Raw genomic sequence first — 18431 nt, 5'->3', positions numbered from 1 at the left:
CGGGGAAAAGTAAGCGGAGCCGGGCGTCAGACGTCGCCCGCCAGCACCTGCGCGACGTGCAGCACGCGCGTGTCGCGGTCGCCGGTGCGGCGCAACCGCCCTTCGATGTTCAGCAGGCAGCCGAGATCGCCGAGCACGACGGCGCCCGCGCCCGACGCGCGCACGTTCGCGCATTTCTCGTCCGCGATGGCCGCCGAGATGTCGCCGTACTTGATAGCGAACGTGCCGCCGAAGCCGCAGCAGTGCTCGCAGTCCTTCATCTCGGTGACGGCCACGCCGCGCTGCGCGAGCAGCGCGCGCGGCTGCGCCTTCACGCCGAGCTCGCGCAGGCCCGAGCACGCGTCGTGATAGGTGACCGGGCCGGCGAATTCACCCGGCGCGAGCGACACCTTCGCGACGTTCGCGAGGAAATCGGTCAGTTCGTAGACTTTCTGCTGGAAGCGCGTGTAGCGCCCCATCAGCTCGGGATCGTCGCGGAACAGGTCGCCGTAGTGCGCGCGAATCATCCCGCCGCATGAACCCGACGGCGCGACGACGTAATCGAATGGCTCGAACTCGCGCAGCGTCTTTTCCGCGAGGTCGCGCGCGAGCGCGCGGTCGCCCGAGTTGTAGGCCGGCTGGCCGCAGCAGGTCTGCGCGGGCGGCACGATCACCTCGTAGCCGGCGTCGCGAATCAGCTTGAGCGCCGAAAAGCCGATTTCGGGGCGCATCAGATCGACCAGGCAGGTCACGAACAAACCGACTCGCATACGTGCTCCTTCGAGAAAACGGCTCTCATTATCCGACGTTTGGTCGGCAAGACCAACGCCGGCCCGCGCGCAAGCCCGCAGCGCACGAAACGAGGACTTCCTCGAACGGCGTTCGCTTTTTTCACGATACGAGATACAATCGACCAACACCGCCTGACGCGTCAACCGATTCCTCCCCCGACATGAGCCAACCCACTCCGGATTCAAAAACGTCGATCCAGGTGATCGAACGCATGATGCGGTTGCTGGACGCGCTCGCCGCGCACAGTGACCCCGTCAGCCTGAAGGAACTTGCGCAGCGCACGGAGCTGCACCCGTCGACCGCGCACCGCATCCTCAACGACATGGTGACCTGCCGCCTGGTCGACCGCTCCGATCCCGGCACCTACCGCCTCGGCATGCGGCTGCTCGAGCTCGGCAATCTCGTGAAGGCGCGCCTGTCGGTGCGCGACGCGGCGCTGATGCCGATGCGCGAACTGCACCGCCTCACCGGACAGACCGTGAACCTGTCGGTGCGCCAGGGCGACGAGATCGTCTACATCGAGCGCGCGTACTCCGAGCGCTCGGGGATGCAGGTCGTCCGCGCGATCGGCGGCCGCGCGCCGCTGCACCTCACGTCGGTCGGCAAGCTGTTCCTCGCGGCCGACGAAACGTCGCGCGTGCGTGCGTATGCGACGCGCACGGGGCTGTCCGGCCATACGCAGAACAGCATCACCGATATCGCGAAGCTCGAGCGCGAGCTGACCATCGTCCGCCAGCAATCGTGCGCGCGCGACAACGAGGAGCTCGAACTCGGCGTGCGCTGTATCGCGGCCGGCATCTACGACGATTCGGGCAAGCTCGTTGCGGGCCTGTCGCTGTCGGCACCGGCCGACCGCCTGCAGGACGCGTGGCTCGGCCAGTTGAGCCGGACGGCGCTCACCATCTCGGAGTCGCTCGGCTACCGGCCGGCGCCCGCGAAGGACGTGGACGGGCTGCAGCGGCAGGCGTAAGCCGCGCGCCATCGGCCCGGCTCCGACTCCGGTTTCGCCGGACAAAAAAAGCCCCGCGAGTGCGGGGCTTTTTCGTTGCGGTGACCGGTACGGCGGCGAACCGCCGCACCCGATCAGGTGCCGCCGTTCGGCGTGTTGGCCGCCGTCAAGCGTTCGCCGCCGCCGGCATCGAGCCAGTTGCGCAGGCGCGAGGCGTCGGCGAAGCGCGAGTACTTGCCGAACGAATCGAGCAGCACCATCACCATCGGCCGGCCGTGGATCGTCGCCTGCATCACGAGGCATTCGCCCGCTTCGTTGATGAAGCCCGTCTTCTGCAGCCCGATGTCCCACGAGCCGTTGCCGCGGATCAGCGCGTTGGTGCTGTTGTAGACCAGGTTGCGCTTGCCCGTGTACACCTCGTAGGTGCGATCGGTCGAGAACTGGCGGATCATCGGGTACTGGTACGCCGCATTGACCATCTTCACGAGGTCGCGCGCGCTCGACACGTTCGAGCTCGACAGGCCGGTCGAATTCTCGAAATGCGTATCGGTCATGCCGAGCGACTTCGCCTTCGCGTTCATCGCCGCGATGAACGCCGGACGGCCGCCCGGGTAGTAACGCGACAGCGCGGCGGCAGCGCGGTTTTCCGACGCCATCAGCGCGATGTGCAGCATGTCCTCGCGCGACAGCACCGAGCCGACCGACAGGCGCGAGCCCGTGCCCTTCTCGTAGTCGCGGTCTTCGTCGGTGACTTCGAGCGAGTCGGTCATCGGCGACTTCGAGTCGAGCACGACCATTGCCGTCATCAGCTTCGAGATCGACGCGATCGGCACGACCGCGTGCGAATTCTTGTCGAACAGCGGCTCGCCGGAATTCTGGTCGACGACGTACGCGACGCTGGAGCGCAGCGCGAGCGCGTCGGGCGTGTCGTGCAGGCCGAACGCCTGGCCGACCGTCGGACGGCGCGGCTGGAACGCGACCTTGCGCACCGCGCCGCGATGGCCGCCATGCACGCTGTTCGCCGCGAGCGTCACGCGCTTTCGCGACGCTTTCGCGCGCGGCGCATCGGCCGCGGCGACCTTCGCGGATTTGTCGGAGCTCGCCTGGGCCGACTTCTTCTTCGCTGACGAAGCAGGAGCGACGGCCTTTTTCTTGGCGGCTTGGGTCTTCGCAGTGGCGGCGAAGGCGTCAGCAGGCGTGACGGACGCGGTGGTCGCGAGCAACGCGACTGCGACCGACACAGCGGTGCCGAGCGTCATGCTCTGCAACAGTCTGCGCGGTGAAAACGATTCGGCTTTCATTGGGGTCTGGACAAAGCGGGCGGGAGGTTTCCGCAAGTGTAGTTAAAGCTTAAAAAAAGAGCAATATTAGGCACTTACCGATCGTCTTTAAACCGGAATGTAAGAGTCGGCCAACCTCCGGCCAATCGACCCTTCCGATCCCATCGAAAAAATCCATGGGATGCACTGCCCGACAGCGCCCGTCTCCCGATTACCACACGGTTAATTGAGATAACGTCACTTCGGAGGCGATTTAAAGCGGGGAAACTACGTATCCGGTGCTCGGCGTGCCAAAGGCGCCGGTCTCGACCGTGGCGGTGGCACGTCGCCACGGCACGCGCATCGAAACGGCGCGCTTTTCGACAGGAACAGAAGGATAACGTTCCATGGACCTGTCAGGTTTACCTGTGCGTGATCATGGTGCGGCGCGCTTGCCCCGTCGCCGTGCGCACCATGTGGGAACGCGGCTGAAACCGATTCCGGACGGCCGCGATAACTTGTTGTTTTATCGATAATTTGTCGCGATTGTGCAACGCACAAAAAGTACTTGACATCCGTTTTCTGTGCCCTAAAATAGGCCTCATTGCTGCGTTGCACAAAGCACGTATCGCCGAAGTTCCCCAGTGTAGTGCCCTTTATCCTGCGATCGACGCGATCGCTTTTCAGGAGCTTGACATGTCCTTGCTGACCCCCGAGCAAATCGCCGCCGCCCAAAAAGCCAACCTCGAAAGCCTGTTCGGTCTGACGACCAAGGCGTTCGAAGGCGTCGAAAAGCTGATCGAACTCAACCTGCAGGTCGTGAAGTCGACGCTGACCGAGAGCCAGGAAAATGCCCAGCGTCTGCTGTCGGTGAAGGACGCGCAGGAACTGATCGCGCTGCAGGCGAGCCTGTCGCAGCCGGTCGCGGAAAAGGTGCTGTCGTACGGCCGTCACCTGTACGAAATCGCATCGTCGACGCAAGCCGAGTTCGCGAAGGTTGCCGAAGCGCAATTCGAAGAGCAGAACAAGAAGGTCCAGGCACTCGTCGACAACGTCGCGAAGAACGCCCCGGCCGGTTCGGAAACGGCTGTCGCCGCGCTGAAGTCGGCACTGAACGCTGCGAACACCACGTACGAAACGGTTCAGAAGGCCACGAAGCAAGCCGTCGAAATCGCTGAAACGAACTTCAACGCCGCTGCTGCCGTCGCCACGAAGGCTGCAACCGCCGCTGCCGCACGTCGTTCGAGCAAGCCGGCCGCGTAAGCGTCCCCTGCTCCTGAAAGAGCCGCGCCCAGCGCGGCTTTTTCGTTTCTGGCGCCGGACCGTGCAATCTGGTGGCACCCCTTCCGGGAAATTGCCATCGTCGGTTGCGCGACCACACGGGGCCGTCACGAAGAAGAACGTTGCGCCCGCATTTCATTCATGTACGGAACGCTCAGATACATCACCTTCGCAGCAGTCATTTCCGTCGCGGCAGCGCTGGCTGACCGTGCCACGGCCGCCCCGGCCACCGCGCCGCCTCAACGGACGCAAACACCGCCGTCGACGGAAATGTACGCACTCCAGTTGCCCTTCGCCAACGTCGTGGATGCGGCCCGGTCATTGCTGGCGAAGAACGGGACGGTCGACATTGCCGACGAACATGTGATCGCTGGAGAGGACGAGATCAGCCACTACCGATATGTAATCGCGGTCATGCCGGCGAAATCGAATCCGGACAAAACCTACCTGACGATCGATATCTCGACGGGCGAGCAGCCCCCGCCCCACGGCGCTGCCGCACCACGCGACGAATCGCGGGCGTTCATCAAACGACTCGGCGAAAAACTCGGCACCGTTGCACAATTTATCAGGGCCGCGAATTAGTCCCGTCGGTTCTGCGTGTGTCCGGTACCGCGCTTCGGCATAGGCAGCCACACCTGGCCGCGTTGCCAGGTGCCGAAAAAAACGCCGCCTCCCGGGAGGTCCCGAGCGGCGGCGCTTTTTCTGGCCGACCCTTTGGCCGGCCGTGCCGGTCGCGTTACTTCTTGCGCTGCGGCGGCAGGTCCGTACAGACGCCTTCGTACAGCTCGGCGGCCATGCCGACCGATTCGCCGAGCGTCGGGTGCGGATGGATCGTCTTGCCGATGTCTTCCGCGTCCGCGCCCATCTCGACGGCGAGGCACACTTCGCTGATCAGGTCGCCTGCGTTCAGGCCGACGATCGCCCCGCCGATCACGCGATGGGTTTCCTCGTCGAAGAGCAGCTTCGTGAAGCCTTCGTCGCGGCCGTTCGCGATCGCGCGACCCGATGCGGCCCACGGGAACACCGCCTTGCCGTACTTGATGCCTTCGGCCTTGCACTGGTCTTCGGTCTTGCCGGCCCACGCCACTTCCGGATCGGTGTAGGCCACCGACGGGATCTGCAGTGCGTCGAAGTACGCCTTCTCGCCATGCGCGGCTTCCGCGGCGACGTGGCCTTCATGCACGGCCTTGTGCGCGAGCATCGGCTGGCCGACGACGTCACCGATCGCGAAGATGTGCGGCACGTTCGTGCGCATCTGCTTGTCGACGTCGATGAAACCGCGATCCGTGACCGCGACGCCGGCCTTGTCGGCACCGATATTCTTGCCGTTCGGGCTGCGGCCCACCGCGACGAGCACGAGGTCGTAGCGCTGCGCTTCCGCCGGCGCCTTCTCGCCCTCGAACTTCACGTAGATGCCGTCTTCCTTCGCTTCCGCGCCGACCGTCTTGGTCTTCAGCATCACGTTGCCGAAGCGCTTTGCGTTGTACTTTTCCCAGACCTTCACGAGATCGCGGTCGGCGCCCATCATCAGGCCGTCCATCATTTCGACGACGTCGATCTCGGCGCCGAGCGTCGAGTACACCGTCGCCATTTCGAGGCCGATGATGCCGCCGCCGATCACGAGCATGCGCTTGGGCAACTGGCGCAGTTCGAGTGCGCCCGTCGAATCGACGACGCGCGGGTCTTCCGGCATGAACGGCAGCTTCACGGCTTGCGAGCCCGCGGCGATGATCGCCTGCTTGAACTTGACGACCTTCTTGCCGTTTTCGCCCTGCACTTCCATGTGGAACGGATCGACGAACGCGCCGACGCCGGTGACCACTTCGACCTTGCGTGCCTTCGCCATGCCGGCGAGGCCCGTCGTCAGCTTCTTGACGACGCCGCCCTTGAAGTCGCGCAGCTTGTCGAGGTCGACCTCCGGCTTGCCGAACGTGATGCCGTGCGACGCGAGCGCCGCGGCTTCCTCGACGACGAGCGACGTATGCAGCAGCGCCTTCGACGGGATGCAGCCGACGTTCAAACACACGCCGCCGAGCGTCGAGTAGCGTTCGACGAGCACCGTCTTCATGCCGAGATCGGCGGCGCGGAACGCGGCCGAGTAGCCGCCGGGGCCGGCGCCGAGCACGAGCATGTCGCACTCGATGTCGGCGGCGCCGCCGTAGCTGCCGGCTTGCGGCGCGGGCGCCGGAGCGGCTGCGGCCGGAGCCGGTGCGGCCGCTGCGGGCTTGGCCGGTTCCGGTGCTTTCGCGGGAGCGGGTGCGGCTGCGCCTGCCGAGGCTTCGACGATGGCGATGACGGTGCCTTGCGAGACTTTCTCGCCGGCTTTGACCTTGACTTCCTTGACGGTGCCGGCGACGTCGCTGGGCACTTCCATGGAGGCTTTATCGGATTCGAGCGTGATGAGCGTTTGCTCTTTTTCGATCACGTCGCCGGGTTTGACGTTGACTTCGATGACATCGACGCCGCTGAAATCGCCGATATCCGGAACCTTGACTTCGATGAGACTCATGACTGTCCCCTTCTTGATTAGCTGCAGAGAGAGAGGGAGGGACTGGCGTAAAGACGGAACCTGACGACATGCGGCCTGACGAGAGAACGCGACGTTGGGCAGGACCACCTTTGCCGTCCGCCCAAGGACGCGCCTTTCTTTTGGTTACTTTTCTTTGGAAGACAAAGAAAAGTGACCGCCGCCCCGCGCAGGGGCGACGCTAGCAGACCGTTGGCAAAACAGGTTCAACGACGGGACATGGCGAACCGACAAAAACCCCACGCCCCCGCGAGCCCCTCAGCTCATCAAAGAATGATGCGACGGAAATCCCCGAGCAACGCTCCGAGATACGCATTGAACCGCGCGGCTTCCGCACCATCGATGACGCGATGGTCATACGACAGCGACAGCGGCAGCATGAGCCGCGGCACGAACTGCTTGCCGTCCCACACCGGCTTCATCTGGCCGCGCGACAACCCGAGGATCGCCACTTCCGGCGCGTTGATGATCGGCGTGAAGTTGGTCCCGCCGATCCCGCCGAGCGACGAGATCGAGAAGCAGCCGCCCTGCATCTGGTCCGGCTTCAGCTTGCCTTCGCGCGCGGCCTTCGACAGGTCGCTCATTTCCTTCGCGATGTCGACGAGGCCCTTCTTGTCCGCATCGCGGATCACCGGCACGACGAGGCCGTTCGGCGTATCGGCCGCGAAACCGACGTGGAAGTACTGTTTGAACACGAGGTTGTCGCCGTCGAGGCTCGCGTTGAAGGTCGGGAATTTCTTCAGCGCGGCGACGACCGCCTTGATCACGAACGCGAGCATCGTGAACTTCACGCCCGCCTTTTCGTGTTCCTTGTTCAGTTGGACGCGCAGCGCTTCGAGCTCGGTGATGTCCGCTTCGTCGTTGTTCGTGACGTGCGGGATCATCACCCAGTTGCGATGCAGGTTCGCGCCCGAGATCTTCTTGATGCGCGACAGCGGCTTCGCCTCGAACGGGCCGAACTTCGAGAAGTCGACCTTCGGCCAGGGCAGCAGGTTCAGCTCGCCGCCGCCTGCCGGCGCGGCTGCCGCGGCCGGTGCCGCGCGCTGGCCCGTCATCACGCCCTTCACGAAGCCCGTGACGTCTTCCTTCGTAATGCGGCCCTTCGGACCCGAGCCCTGCACGCGTGCGACCTCGACGCCGAGTTCGCGCGCGAACTTGCGGACCGACGGCGATGCGTGGCTGGCGCGGTATTCGCCCGACGGCGCGGCGGCCGGTGCGGCGGCAGCCGGGGCCGGCGCAGCCTTCGCGGGTGCCGGTGCAGCGGCGGGCGCCGGCGCGGCAGCGGCCGGAGCCGGTGCGCTGGCCTGCGGTGCGGCGGCAGCCGGTGCGCCGGCGGCTTCGAGCAGCACGATCAGCGTGCCTTCCGACACCGAATCGCCCACCTTGACCTTGATGTCCTTCACGACGCCGGCAGCCGGGCTCGGCACGTCCATCGTCGCCTTGTCCGACTCGAGCGTGACGAGCGACTGTTCCTTCTCGACCGTGTCGCCGACCTTCACGCCGATCTCGATCACCGGGACGTCCTTGTAGTCGCCGATGTCGGGCACCTTCACTTCGAGCGTGCCGCCGGACGCTGCCGGTGCGGCAGCGGGCGCTGCGGCGGCCGGTGCCGGCGCTGCTGCCGGAGCCGGAGCCGGAGCCGCGGCCGGCGCAGCCGCGCCGTTCGCCTGGGCGGCTGCGCCGCCCTCGAGCAGGACGATCAGCGAACCTTCCGACACGGAATCGCCGACCTTGACCTTGATTTCCTTCACGACGCCGCCCACCGGGCTCGGCACGTCCATCGTCGCCTTGTCCGACTCGAGCGTGACGAGCGACTGCTCGGGCTCGACCGTATCGCCGACCTTCACGCCGATCTCGATGACCGGCACGTCCTTGTAATCGCCGATATCCGGCACCTTCACTTCGATCGCTTGACTCATCTGTTTCTGTCTCCATGGCCGCGCGCGCTCCTCACGGGAGCGGCGCGCGGCATCACACGGCGTGTGCGTTAAACGGTCATCGGGTTGGGCTTGGACGGATCGAGGTTGTACTTGGCGATCGCGTCCGCGACCACCTTGCGCTCGATCGTGCCTTCGTCGGCCAGCGCGTTGAGCGCAGCGACGGTGACCCAGTGACGGTCGACCTCGAAGAAGTGACGCAGCTTCTCGCGGGTGTCCGAACGGCCGAAGCCGTCGGTGCCCAGCACGACGAAGCGGCGATCGATCTGGCCGCGGATCTGGTCGACCAGCGCACGGACGTAGTCGGTCGACGCGATGATCGGGCCCTGCGTGTCCTTCAGGCACTTCTGCACGTGCGACAGGCGACGCTCCTCGGTCGGATGGAGCAGGTTCCAGCGTTCGACCTGGTGACCTTCGCGCGCGAGCTCGGTGAAGCTCGGCACGCTCCACAGGTCGGCGGCGACGCCCCAGTCGTTCTTCAGCAACTCGGCGGCAGCGATCACTTCGTTGAAGATCGTGCCCGCGCCGAGCAACTGGACGCGCGGCGCCTTCTTGTCGGCGTCGGCCTTCTTGAACGCGTACATGCCCTTGATGATGTCGGCCGCCACGTGCTCGCCCTGCGGAATCGCCGGGTGCTCGTAGTTCTCGTTCATCACCGTGATGTAGTAGTACACGTCTTCCTGGTCCTGCACCATGCGGCGCAGGCCGTCCTGGATGATCACCGCGAGTTCGTAGCCGAACGTCGGGTCGTAGCTCACGCAGTTCGGCACCGATGCCGCCCACAGGAGCGAGTGACCGTCTTCGTGCTGCAGGCCTTCGCCGTTCAGCGTCGTACGGCCCGCCGTGCCGCCCAGCAGGAAGCCGCGCGAACGCATGTCGCCCGCGGCCCATGCGAGGTCGCCGATCCGCTGGAAGCCGAACATCGAATAGAAGATGTAGAACGGCACCATGATCTCGCCGTGCGTCGAATACGACGTCGCCGCCGCGATCCAGTCGCACATGCCGCCCGCTTCGTTGATGCCTTCCTGCAGGATCTGGCCGGTCTGCGATTCCTTGTAGAACATCAGCTGGTCGGAATCTTCCGGCACGTACTTCTGGCCTTCCTGGTTCCAGATACCGATCTGGCGGAACAGGCCTTCCATGCCGAACGTACGCGATTCGTCCGGGACGATCGGCACGACGCGCTTGCCGAGCGCCTTGTCCTTCAGCAGGATGTTCAGGACCCGCACGAACGCCATCGTCGTCGAGATCTCGCGGCCTTCGCCCGTACCCTTCAGCAGCGGCTCGAACGCGTCGAGCGCCGGCACCGGCAGCGAGGTCGCCTTCTCGCGACGCTGCGGCAGGTAGCCGCCGAGGTCCATGCGCTGCTTGCGCATGTATTCGAGTTCCTTCGAGCCTTCCTCGAACTTCAGGTACGGCACGTCGGCGATCTGTTCGTCGGTGATCGGCAGGCGGAACTGGTCGCGGAACTTCTTCAGTTGCTCGACCGGCAGTTTCTTCTGCTGGTGCGTGATGTTCATCGCCTGACCCGACTCGCCCATCCCGTAACCCTTGATGGTCTTCGCGAGGATGACGGTCGGCGCGTCCTTCGAGTTGCTGGCCTCGTGGAACGCCGCGTAGATCTTGTGCGGATCGTGGCCGCCGCGGTTCAGCGCCCAGATGTCGTCGTCCGACCAGTCGGCGACCAGCGCCTTCAGTTCAGGCGTGTTGAAGAAGTGCTCGCGGACGAACGCGCCCGATTCCGACTTGTACGTCTGGTATTCGCCGTCAACGACTTCCATCATGCGGCGCATCAGCGCGCCCGTCTTGTCGCGTGCGAGCAGCGCATCCCAGCGGCTGCCCCAGATGACCTTGATCACGTTCCAGCCGGCACCGCGGAATTCCGATTCCAGTTCCTGGATGATCTTGCCGTTGCCGCGCACCGGGCCGTCGAGACGCTGCAGGTTGCAGTTGATCACGAACACGAGGTTGTCGAGCTTCTCGCGGCTCGCCATCCCGATCGCGCCGAGCGATTCCGGCTCGTCCGTCTCGCCGTCGCCGAGGAACGCCCACACCTTGCGGCCCTGCGTCTTCGCGATGCCGCGCGCTTCGATGTACTTCATGAAGCGCGCCTGGTAGATCGCCATGATCGGGCCCAGGCCCATCGACACGGTCGGGAACTGCCAGAAGTCCGGCATCAGCCACGGGTGCGGGTACGACGAAATGCCGTTGCCGTCGACTTCCTGGCGGAAGTTGTCGAGCTGCTCTTCCTTCAGGCGGCCGAGCAGGAACGCGCGCGAGTACACGCCCGGCGAAGAGTGGCCCTGCACGAACACGAGATCGCCGCCGTGGTTCTCGGACGGCGCGTGCCAGAAGTGGTTGTAGCCGACGTCATAGAGCGTCGCGGCCGATGCGAACGACGCGATGTGGCCGCCGACGTTGGTGTCCTTGCCTGCGCGCAGCACCATCGCCAACGCGTTCCAGCGCGTGTACGAACGGATGCGGTGCTCGATGTCCTGGTCGCCCGGAATCTTCGCCTGGGCTTCGAGCGGAATCGTGTTGATGTACGGGGTATTGGCGGAGAACGGCAGGTGTTCGCCGTGCATGCGGGCGAATTCGATCTGCTTTTCGATCAGGTAATGCGCGCGGCCGGTGCCCACGGAGGAGATCACGCCATCGAGCGACTCGAGCCACTCGACGGTTTCTTGCGGGTCGTCGTCACGTTCGGCGGCGACATACTTCATCACTTCGTTCGGTACAGCGGACATTCTCGTCTCCTGGGTCCTGGAATGTGAGGATCGCTCTCGTGCAGACGACGCGATACGGCCGGCTGCGGGCAAGCTCCGACGGATTGTAATGAGCGTGGACGGGGCCGCGCAACAAAATTTTCGAATCGTGAGATCTTTTCTCGTAATGCGGAATATTGCTGCGCTGCACCGCTATTTCGGAGCTCTCCGGCACATCTCGTCGGAACAAAACCGTTTCCGTTCAACCTATCCGGTATCGGTTTTCCATGTATTGCGCTGCGCTACAATCCTGCCATGTTGACCGATCGGCTTTTCGCACGCTCGGCGCGACCGCCGGGCCCGCCGGCGGAGTCGCAGCCGTCCCGTTGGCACCACGGACCGTGGTGGTCCAACTCTTATTTGCTGACGCCGCTGCTGTCGATCCTGGTGTTCCTCGTCGTGATGAGCCTCATCCTGTGGAGCCTCAACCGGCGCGAACAGCAGCAGCAGGAAGACACCCTGTTTCGCAACGTCGCGTGGGCCCAGCAGCAGATCCGTCTGTCGATGACGGGCGCGCAGGAACAGCTGCAGGCGCTGTCGCGCGACCTCGCGTCCGGCCGCCTCGACCAGAACGCGTTCCAGATGGCCGTCGCGGACGTAATGCAGACGCATCCGGAAATCCTCTACCTAAACTGGTATACGGCGCCGGGCGTGCAGCGCTGGCCGGCCGTGCATCCGCCGCTGCTCGGCCAGCGGCTCGCGAAGCCCGGCGACGCGCAGATGCAGGACGCCGTACGCGGCGCGTACGACGAGGCGCGCGGCACGCGCCGCCAGGCCTATTCGCCGCTGATCTACGACGACTTCGGCAACGGCTTCATCACGTTGCAGACGCCCGTGATGCGCGGCGACCGCGAATATCTCGGCTCGATCGCCGCGGTGTTCTCGGTCGAGGGCATCCTGAAACACGACATCCCGCAGGAACTGTCGTCGAAGTACAAGATCTCGATCACCGATTCGAACAACCGCGAACTGTCATCCACGTCGACGCGCCCGCGCCTGCCGCGCGACTCCCACTACGATCTCCCGCTCGACCCGCCCGGCCAGGGGCTGACGGTGCGCGTGTACGCGTTCCCGCAACTCACGAACCTGACCAACAACACGCTCGTGTGGCTCGTCGCCGGCCTGTCGTGCTTCGTGCTGTGGAGCCTCTGGAGCCTGTGGAAGCACACGCGCCAGCGCTTCGAGGCGCAGCAGGCGCTGTACGCGGAAGCGTTCTTCCGCCGCGCGATGGAGAACTCGGTGCTGATCGGCATGCGCGTGCTCGACATGCATGGCCGCATCACGCACGTGAACCCCGCGTTCTGCCGGATGACGGGCTGGGACGAAACCGATCTGGTCGGCAAGGTCGCGCCGTTCCCGTACTGGCCGCGCGACGCGTACCCGGAAATGCAGCGCCAGCTCGACATGACGCTGCGCGGCAAGGCGCCGAGCTCGGGCTTCGAGCTGCGCGTGCGGCGCAAGAACGGCACGCTGTTCCATGCGCGCCTGTACGTGTCGCCGCTGATCGACAGTTCGGGCCGCCAGACCGGCTGGATGTCGTCGATGACCGACATCACCGAGCCGAAGCGCGCGCGGGAAGAGCTCGCGGCCGCGCACGAACGCTTCACGACGGTGCTCGAAAGCCTCGACGCCGCAGTGTCGGTGCTCGCCGCCGACGAGGCCGAGCTGCTGTTCGCGAACCGCTACTACCGCCACCTGTTCGGCATTCGCCCGGACGGCCACCTCGAATTGTCCGGCGGCGGCTTCGACCGCGCGCAGGCGTCGTCCGACTCGATCGACATGGTCGACGCGTTCGCGGGCCTGCCGGCCGCCGCGCTGACGAACAGCACCGCCGATGCGCAGGAGGTGTACGTCGAGAGCATCCAGAAGTGGTTCGAGGTGCGCCGCCAGTACATCCAGTGGGTGGACGGCCACCTCGCGCAGATGCAGATCGCGACCGACATCACGACCCGCAAGAAGGCGCAGGAACTCGCGCACCAGCAGGAAGAAAAGCTGCAGTTCACGAGCCGATTGATGACGATGGGTGAAATGGCGTCGTCGATTGCTCACGAATTGAATCAGCCGCTCGCCGCGATCAACAACTACTGCTCGGGCACGCTCGCGCTCGTGAAAAGCGGCCGCGGCACGCCCGAGACGCTGCAGCCCGCACTGGAAAAGACCGCGCAGCAGGCGCTGCGCGCCGGGATGATCGTCAAGCGGATCCGCGAATTCGTGAAGCGCAGCGAGCCGAAGCGCCAGCCGGCGCGGGTCGCGGACATCGTCGCCGACGCGGTCGGGCTGGCCGAAATCGAGGCCAGAAAGCGCAGGATTCGGATCGTCACGGAAATCCTCGCAAGAATGCCTATTATTTATGTCGACCCCGTGCTGATCGAACAGGTGCTGATGAACCTGATGAAGAACGCAGCCGAGGCGATGGCCGACGTGAAGCCGGCGTCGGCGGACGGCGTGATCCGCGTCGTCGCCGACATCGATGCGGGCTTCGTCGACATCCGTGTGATCGACCAGGGCCCGGGCGTCGACGAAGCGACCGCCGAGCGCCTGTTCGAACCGTTTTACAGCACCAAGTCCGATGGCATGGGCATGGGGCTGAACATCTGCCGTTCGATCATCGAATCGCATCGGGGGCGTCTGTGGGTGGTCAACAACGTCGAGCCGGATGGCCGCATTTCCGGCGCGACGTTCCACTGCAGCCTGCCCATTGGGGAACCCGCTGATCTCGGCCAAGGGGGGCGCGAGGCATCGGCATCACATACCGTTACGGGAGAACTATGAATAGCCCTGTCACCACCACTCAGGAAACCGTCTTCGTCGTCGACGACGACGAGGCCGTACGGGACTCGCTGCGCTGGCTGCTGGAGGCGAACGGCTATCGCGTTCAATGCTTCTCGAGCGCGGAGCAGTTCCTCGATGCGTACCAGCCGGCGCAGCAGGCCGGCCAGATCGCGTGCCTGATTCTCGACGTGCGGATGTCGGGCATGAGCGGCCTCGAATTGCAGGAACGCCTGATCGCCGACAATGCCGCGCTGCCGATCATCTTCGTCACCGGTCACGGCGACGTGCCGATGGCCGTGTCGACGATGAAAAAGGGTGCGATGGACTTTATCGAGAAACCGTTCGACGAAGCCGAGCTGCGCAAGCTCGTCGAGCGGATGCTCGACAAGGCCCGAAGCGAAAGCAAGAGCGTCCAGGAGCAGCGTGCCGCGAGCGAACGCCTGTCGAAGCTGACCGCGCGCGAGCAGCAGGTGCTCGAGCGGATCATCGCGGGCCGCCTGAACAAGCAGATCGCCGACGACCTCGGCATCAGCATCAAGACGGTCGAGGCGCACCGCGCGAACATCATGGAAAAGCTCAACGTCAACACGGTGGCCGACCTGCTGCGCCTCGCGCTGTCGAAGAAACAGGCCTGAGCGTGTGCTCCGGCCGCGGCGGCACCGCCCGCCCGGCCCGCAACCGGTGTTTGCTGCCCCGCGCGATGCGGCCCACTCGCGCGGCGGCGGCGCTTCCTCCCGGCGCGCGAGCGCCGCGGCCATGACGCTTCCCGTTGATTCGCTGTCGGACGGCAGCAGGCGAACGGTATAATTGCGTGCTTTGCTACGGCGCTTCGGGCGCCGTACGCCCGCATTCCAACTTCCCGGCAGGACCCACCACCATGACAGCCCTCCTCATCGACGGCAACGCCCTTTCGAAGACTCTGCGCGGTCAGGCCGCCGAACGCGCCGCCGCGCTGACCGCACGCGGCCACCAGCCCGGTCTCGCGGTGATCCTCGTTGGCGCGAACCCGGCGAGCGAAGTCTACGTGCGCAACAAGATCAAGGCGTGCGAGGACAACGGTTTCTTCTCGCAGAAAGACGCGTACCCGGCCACGCTGTCGGAAGCCGACCTGCTCGCGCGCATCGACGAACTGAACCGCGACCCGAAGATCCACGGCATCCTGGTCCAGCTGCCGCTGCCCGCGCATATCGACAGCCACAAGGTGATCGAGGCGATCGCGCCGGAGAAGGACGTCGACGGCTTTCACGTCGCGAACGCCGGTGCGCTGATGACCGGCAAGCCGCTGTTCCGCCCGTGCACGCCATACGGCGTGATGAAAATGTTCGAAGCGCACGGCATCGCGCTGCAAGGCGCGAACGCGGTCGTGATCGGCCGCTCGAACATCGTCGGCAAGCCGATGGCGATGATGCTGCTCGACGCCGGCGCGACCGTGACGATCTGCCACAGCAAGACCCGCGACCTCGCCGCGCATACGCGTCAGGCCGACATCGTGGTCGCCGCAGTCGGCAAGCGCAACATCCTGACCGCCGACATGGTGAAGCCGGGCGCGACGGTGATCGACGTCGGCATGAACCGCGACGACGCGGGCAAGCTGTGCGGCGACGTCGATTTCGCGGGCGTGAAGGAAGTCGCCGGCTACATCACGCCGGTGCCGGGCGGCGTCGGCCCGATGACCATCACGATGCTGCTGATCAACACGCTCGAATCCGCCGAGCGCGCTGCTGCCGCCGCAGCCTGACGCTCCGCCCGCCCAGCCGGCGCGCGGTTCCGTGCGCCGGCGCCTCGCCAGCCGCAATCGCCCGGCTGCATCTCGCCAGCCGGTACGCCGGTCGCACCTCGCCGGCCGCACCTCGCCGGCCGCACCTCGCCGGCCACACCTCGCCGGCCGCCCGCATCCGACCCTGCGTCAATCGCGTCGTTAGAAACTAACGATTGGAAAGCGCGCGATGCGCCCCAATAATGTCGATATCGGGCGCGCTCGCGCCCAGCCGCCGTTACCCTTTTCATCCCGGTTCATCCGGCAACAGACAGGGAGTCTTATGTCCGCCAGCGCCAACACCAATCCGCTCCTCGACTTCTCCGGCCTGCCCCGTTTCGGCGAGATCCGCCCGGAACACGTGACGCCCGCGCTCGATACGCTGCTCGATACCGCCAGCCGCGCGGTCGAAACCGCGAGCGCGAGCGAAACGCCGTCGACCTGGGCCGCCGTCGTCGAGACGGTCGAGCAGGCCACGGAGCCGCTCGGCCGCGCGTGGGGCATCGTCGGCCACCTGAACGCGGTCGCCGACACGCCCGAACTGCGGGCAGCCTATGGTGAAAACCTGCCGCGCGTGACCGAGTTCTGGTCGAGCGTCGGCCAGAATCTCGCGCTGTACGAAAAGTACAAGGCGATCGCCGCGAGCGCCGAATACGCGACGCTGTCCGCCGAGCGCAAGAAGATCCTCGACAATGCGCTGCGCGATTTCCGCCTGTCGGGCGCCGAGCTGCCCGAGGACCAGAAGCCGCGCTTCGCGGAGCTGCAGGAACAGCAGGCCGCGCTGTCGAAGGCGTTCTCCGATCACGTGCTCGACGCGACCAACGCGTACGCGTACTTCGCCAGGAACGAAGCCGAGCTGGCCGGCCTGCCCGGCGACGCGATCGAGGCCGCCCGCGAAGCCGCGCAGAAGGACGGCAAGGAAGGCTGGAAATTCACGCTGCATTTCCCGTCGTACTTCCCGGTGCTGCAGTACGCGGACAACCGCGCGCTGCGCGAAACGCTCTACCGCGCCTATGCGACCCGCGCGTCGGAGCTCGGGCCGCAGTACGGCGACGGCAAGGCCGAATGGGACAACACGGCGATCGTCGCCGACGCGCTGAAGCTGCGCCGCGAAGAGGCGCAGATGCTCGGCTATCGCAACTTCGCCGAAGTCTCGCTCGCGCCGAAGATGGCCGAATCTCCGCAGCAGGTGATCGCGTTCCTCGAGGATCTCGCGACGCGCGCACGCCCGCACGCGGACAAGGACTGGGACGAGCTGCGCACGTTCGCCGCGAAGGAACTCGGCCTCGCCGAACTCGCGCCGTGGGACGTCGCGTACGCGGCCGAAAAGCTCCGCCAGCAACGCTATGCGTTCTCGGAAAACGAGGTCAAGCAGTACTTCCCGGAACCGGCCGCGCTGAAGGGCCTGTTCACCGTCACCGAAACGCTGTTCGGCGTGCGGATCAAGCCGGACGACGCGCCGGTGTGGCACAAGGACGTGCGCTTCTTCCGCGTCGAGAACCGCGACGGCTCGCTCGTCGCGCAGTTCTATCTCGACCTGTACGCACGCGAAGGCAAGCGCGGCGGCGCGTGGATGGACGACGCGCGTTCGCGTGCGAAGCGCGGCAGCGACGTGCAGACGCCCGTGGCGTACCTGACCTGCAACTTCTCCGCGCCGGTCGGAGGCAAGCCCGCGTGCTTCACGCACGACGAAGTCATCACGCTGTTCCATGAGTTCGGCCACGGGCTGCACCACATGCTCACGCGCGTCGACGAGCTCGGCGTGTCGGGCATCAACGGCGTCGAATGGGATGCGGTCGAACTCCCGTCGCAGTTCATGGAAAACTTCTGCTGGGAATGGGACGTGCTGTCGTCGATGTCGTCGCACGTCGATACGGGCGCCGCGCTGCCGCGCGAGCTGTTCGACAAGATGATCGCCGCGAAGAACTTCCAGAGCGGGCTCGGCACGCTGCGCCAGATCGTGTTCTCGATGTTCGACATGCTGCTGCACGTCGACTTCGACCCGGCCGGCGCCACCGGCGTGACCGCGTTCGCGCGCGAGATCAACGAACGCTATCACGTGATCCCGCAGGCGGCGTTCTCGCGCTGGCCGAACACGTTCAGCCATATCTTCGCGGGCGGCTATGCAGCCGGCTACTACAGCTACAAGTGGGCCGAGGTGCTGTCGGCCGATGCGTACGCGGCGTTCGAGGAAGCGGCCGCCGCCAGCGGCAGCGTGCTCGACGCGGCAACCGGCACGCGCTATCGCCGCGAAATCCTCGAGGTCGGCGGCAGCCGTCCGGCGATGGAGTCGTTCAAGGCGTTCCGCGGCCGCGAGCCGCAGATCGACGCGCTGCTGCGCCACAACGGGATGGCCGCGCCCGCGCACTGAGTGCGTTGCCCGGCCAGGCCGGCTGTATCGACAGGCACCG

General features: G+C 65.6%; 12 protein-coding genes and 1 pseudogene. 7 read left to right on the top strand and 6 right to left on the bottom strand.

Annotation, left to right across the window (positions count from 1 at the left end; translation table 11 throughout):
- Positions 1-26: 26 nt before the first annotated feature.
- A complete protein-coding gene (locus HWW87_RS05285; RefSeq protein ID WP_175819522.1) occupies positions 27-749 on the bottom strand; it encodes a (Fe-S)-binding protein in 723 nt (240 codons plus the stop codon).
- Between the two features lie 182 nt (positions 750-931).
- On the opposite strand from HWW87_RS05285, the gene HWW87_RS05280 reads away from it, so the two are divergent.
- A complete protein-coding gene (locus HWW87_RS05280) occupies positions 932-1741 on the top strand; it encodes an IclR family transcriptional regulator (protein ID WP_050013008.1) in 810 nt (269 codons plus the stop codon).
- 113 nt (positions 1742-1854) lie between these two features.
- Here the strand turns inward: HWW87_RS05280 and pbpG are convergent, their stop codons facing one another.
- Positions 1855-3021 (bottom strand): D-alanyl-D-alanine endopeptidase, encoded by a 1167-nt coding sequence (gene pbpG / locus HWW87_RS05275; RefSeq protein ID WP_175819521.1) that lies wholly within the window; start codon positions 3019-3021, stop codon positions 1855-1857.
- A gap of 654 nt (positions 3022-3675) precedes the next feature.
- On the opposite strand from pbpG, the gene HWW87_RS05270 reads away from it, so the two are divergent.
- Positions 3676-4242 carry a phasin family protein gene (locus HWW87_RS05270; RefSeq protein WP_006478382.1) on the top strand — a complete coding sequence of 189 codons (567 nt, stop codon included), beginning with the start codon at positions 3676-3678 and terminating at the stop codon, positions 4240-4242.
- Positions 4243-4401: 159 nt separating this feature from the next.
- The gene (locus HWW87_RS05265; RefSeq protein ID WP_244107140.1) at positions 4402-4845 is read left to right on the top strand and encodes a hypothetical protein; all 444 of its coding nucleotides are present in this window, start codon (positions 4402-4404) and stop codon (positions 4843-4845) included.
- A gap of 154 nt (positions 4846-4999) precedes the next feature.
- Here the strand turns inward: HWW87_RS05265 and lpdA are convergent, their stop codons facing one another.
- From lpdA to HWW87_RS37520, 4 genes and pseudogenes are all read right to left on the bottom strand, one after another.
- Positions 5000-6772, bottom strand: a complete 1773-nt coding sequence (lpdA, locus tag HWW87_RS05260; protein WP_175819520.1) for a dihydrolipoyl dehydrogenase — start codon at positions 6770-6772, stop codon at positions 5000-5002.
- Between the two features lie 284 nt (positions 6773-7056).
- On the bottom strand, positions 7057-8709 hold the full coding sequence (aceF, locus tag HWW87_RS05255; RefSeq protein ID WP_175819519.1) for a dihydrolipoyllysine-residue acetyltransferase: 1653 nt from the start codon (positions 8707-8709) through the stop codon (positions 7057-7059).
- Between the two features lie 68 nt (positions 8710-8777).
- Positions 8778-11474 (bottom strand): pyruvate dehydrogenase (acetyl-transferring), homodimeric type, encoded by a 2697-nt coding sequence (aceE, locus tag HWW87_RS05250; RefSeq protein ID WP_175819518.1) that lies wholly within the window; start codon positions 11472-11474, stop codon positions 8778-8780.
- 136 nt (positions 11475-11610) lie between these two features.
- A pseudogene (locus HWW87_RS37520) lies at positions 11611-11828 on the bottom strand (hypothetical protein); the annotation flags it as partial.
- Here HWW87_RS37520 and fixL point away from each other — a divergent pair.
- The 4 genes from fixL (at position 11748) to HWW87_RS05230 (ending at position 18391) form a co-directional block, all read left to right on the top strand.
- Positions 11748-14264, top strand: a complete 2517-nt coding sequence (gene fixL / locus HWW87_RS05245) for an oxygen sensor histidine kinase FixL (protein WP_175819517.1) — start codon at positions 11748-11750, stop codon at positions 14262-14264. The pseudogene HWW87_RS37520 and the gene fixL overlap by 81 nt on opposite strands.
- The gene (gene fixJ, locus HWW87_RS05240) at positions 14261-14899 is read left to right on the top strand and encodes an oxygen response regulator transcription factor FixJ (RefSeq protein ID WP_006493245.1); all 639 of its coding nucleotides are present in this window, start codon (positions 14261-14263) and stop codon (positions 14897-14899) included. Before fixL ends, fixJ begins: the two co-directional genes overlap by 4 nt.
- A gap of 242 nt (positions 14900-15141) precedes the next feature.
- Positions 15142-16002: a bifunctional methylenetetrahydrofolate dehydrogenase/methenyltetrahydrofolate cyclohydrolase FolD gene (folD, locus tag HWW87_RS05235; protein WP_174391041.1), complete on the top strand. Its 861-nt coding sequence runs from the start codon at positions 15142-15144 to the stop codon at positions 16000-16002.
- 301 nt (positions 16003-16303) lie between these two features.
- On the top strand, positions 16304-18391 hold the full coding sequence (locus tag HWW87_RS05230) for a M3 family metallopeptidase (RefSeq protein ID WP_175819516.1): 2088 nt from the start codon (positions 16304-16306) through the stop codon (positions 18389-18391).
- Positions 18392-18431 lie beyond the last annotated feature (40 nt).

It is taken from the genome of Burkholderia sp. BCC0419 (assembly GCF_902830285.1).
Classification (GTDB): domain Bacteria; phylum Pseudomonadota; class Gammaproteobacteria; order Burkholderiales; family Burkholderiaceae; genus Burkholderia.
The sequence above is the reverse complement of the archived record's forward strand: the minus strand, read 5'-3'. Positions and strand labels throughout refer to the sequence as shown.

Excerpts from the sequence above, each read along its gene's own strand:
- pbpG (WP_175819521.1), bottom strand. The coding sequence starts at position 3,021 with ATGAAAGCCGAATCGTTTTCACCGCGCAGACTGTTGCAGAGCATGACG.
- HWW87_RS05230 (WP_175819516.1), top strand. The coding sequence starts at position 16,304 with ATGTCCGCCAGCGCCAACACCAATCCGCTCCTCGACTTCTCCGGCCTG.
- HWW87_RS05285 (WP_175819522.1), bottom strand. The coding sequence starts at position 749 with ATGCGAGTCGGTTTGTTCGTGACCTGCCTGGTCGATCTGATGCGCCCC.
- lpdA (WP_175819520.1), bottom strand. The coding sequence starts at position 6,772 with ATGAGTCTCATCGAAGTCAAGGTTCCGGATATCGGCGATTTCAGCGGC.
- aceE (WP_175819518.1), bottom strand. The coding sequence starts at position 11,474 with ATGTCCGCTGTACCGAACGAAGTGATGAAGTATGTCGCCGCCGAACGT.
- fixJ (WP_006493245.1), top strand. The coding sequence starts at position 14,261 with ATGAATAGCCCTGTCACCACCACTCAGGAAACCGTCTTCGTCGTCGAC.
- HWW87_RS05265 (WP_244107140.1), top strand. The coding sequence starts at position 4,402 with ATGTACGGAACGCTCAGATACATCACCTTCGCAGCAGTCATTTCCGTC.
- HWW87_RS05270 (WP_006478382.1), top strand. The coding sequence starts at position 3,676 with ATGTCCTTGCTGACCCCCGAGCAAATCGCCGCCGCCCAAAAAGCCAAC.
- aceF (WP_175819519.1), bottom strand. The coding sequence starts at position 8,709 with ATGAGTCAAGCGATCGAAGTGAAGGTGCCGGATATCGGCGATTACAAG.
- HWW87_RS05280 (WP_050013008.1), top strand. The coding sequence starts at position 932 with ATGAGCCAACCCACTCCGGATTCAAAAACGTCGATCCAGGTGATCGAA.
- fixL (WP_175819517.1), top strand. The coding sequence starts at position 11,748 with ATGTTGACCGATCGGCTTTTCGCACGCTCGGCGCGACCGCCGGGCCCG.
- folD (WP_174391041.1), top strand. The coding sequence starts at position 15,142 with ATGACAGCCCTCCTCATCGACGGCAACGCCCTTTCGAAGACTCTGCGC.